Raw genomic sequence first — 1,966 nt, 5'->3', positions numbered from 1 at the left:
ACCACTAATACGTTGGAACGCGTTGTTGACCTCGCGCTTACGGAAGAAGCGGTCAAAAATACAAATGCCGTCAGAAATATTGGTAATTGATGAGGCCAGCATATTAATACGCTCTTCTGAGCTAACCAGGTTGCTGATATCGCTTAAGGTGCCATACATGATTTTATTTTGACCGTCGCTTTGCAATCGTCCCCGGTCCATTACCCAAAGCCAACTTCCCTGGTTATCCAGTCGGTATGTGCATTCAAATACCTCAGACTTTCTTTGTAGGTGATCATCGAGACTGTTTTGTAAGCGCTGTAGGTCCTCAGGGTGAATATTTGACTGACCGCCGGAAAAGCCAATTCGCTTCCCATCAATGGGGAATGCAGGGCAACTTTGCCAAATATTCTGGCGAACGAGCTCACCAGAATTTAAATTCCACTCCCAGCATTGATAGTTGCTGGACTGTAGTCCCTGTGCTTGCCTTTTGTATTGAGTAAGCGTTTGTTCTAATACCAACTGGCGTTGGCGACGGACTAACCAATAAATGACTAAGCCCATCAGAATGGCCGTTATATAAGCTCCCCAGGCAATAGGACTCTGCCAAAGCGGAGTCATTACGTCGAGCTGTTTAAAAGCGGAAGGAGACCAGTTGCTTCCGTCATAAGACGCCTGCACTTCAAACCTATGGCTACCCGAGGGAAGAGACGAAAGCTGTACAAAATCCTGACCTTGTTCGAGATACTGCCACGCAGTTTCGTCGCTGTTTAATTTGTACCGATAAGAAAGATACTCATTTGCTCTGGAAAATGGCAGGCTGAACTTATTTAAGTAGCTATTTTCATTTACTTTTTTGACATCAATATGTATCGGGTGTGGGAAAAGTGGACGACTTTCGAGAATAAGTTGTTTACCAGAAACCTGACCAAATTCACTTATCTCTATTGCTTCTGTTTGCGTATGCAGCCACAGTGACTTGCCAAAATGAGTTAATCTGGCGGGCTGAGAAGACAGCTCAGCAACATTAAGTTGCTCCCAACTTTTCTCCAGGATGTCATACCGGTAAACGGCTTTAGTTTCAGTGGTCAGAACATACAAGTAGTTCGCAAAAAGCTCTATCTCTGCGACTTGAACGCTTGCGTTTGGATAATGATGAAGCTCAGAAATTTCCTTCTCCCGTGTGTCATAAAATAATACACCTAAATTAGTCGCCAGCCACCAGTTACCATTCTTGTCTTCGGTTGATGCCGTAACCTGCTGCATCAGTTTAGGTGAACCAATGTTCTCAGTTTTCGCTGTATGTCGGGAGGTATGTGCTAACGCAGAAGGAGCAAAGGGACTTTCTATCTGAAAAAGTCCTGAATGTCTGGATATAGAAAAAATGTCTCCCCGTGCAATTTGGGTGGTCTTTGTGGTGGGAATATCATGCAACTTAGTGAGCTTCTCATTAGACAGTTTGTAAAGACCCTGCTTTGAGCTGAACAATATCCCATCACTGGCTGATAAACGCATACTAATGATATCGCTTAACTCGCTGAGATAATTGGGGATTGGCTCTAAACGAAAATCGTCATTCAATATGACCAGACCAACGTTGGTTACCAGCCAGAGTTGCTGCTGATAGCGCAACGCGGAGTATAGCTCGTTTCCGGGAATTTGTTCCGTTATAGGATTTTGCTTATTGAGGGAAAAGACTTCTCTGGAGAAGCCATCCCAAACGAATACACCGTCTTCTTCAGTACTTAACCAATACCAATGCTTGCCGGAATAGATGTAGTTAACCTGCTCAATGGGTTCAGCGTTATAAGTTAAGTTAAGCTGTTCAAACTTATTAGCCTGCGCATTATAGCGGTAAATAAAACGTTCTGTCGCAACGAGTAAACGACCATTTTTATCTTCCGATATCGAGCTGATATTTGACTGAGTCGCTGATTTATACCCGGGGAGTTTAAATATCTCTGGCGTAAAGGACTCTAATGACAGT

The 1,966-nt window shown here is 43.7% G+C and carries 1 protein-coding gene; it reads right to left on the bottom strand.

All coding sequences use genetic code 11. From position 1 onward, the window contains the following. The coding region (locus tag B3180_RS00820) for a PAS domain-containing protein (protein ID WP_286842341.1) at positions 1-1,966 on the bottom strand (1,966 nt) is incomplete at both ends.

It is taken from the genome of Idiomarina sp. UBA4206 (assembly GCF_002383015.1).
Lineage (GTDB): Bacteria > Pseudomonadota > Gammaproteobacteria > Enterobacterales > Alteromonadaceae > Idiomarina > Idiomarina abyssalis.
The sequence above is the reverse complement of the archived record's forward strand: the minus strand, read 5'-3'. Positions and strand labels throughout refer to the sequence as shown.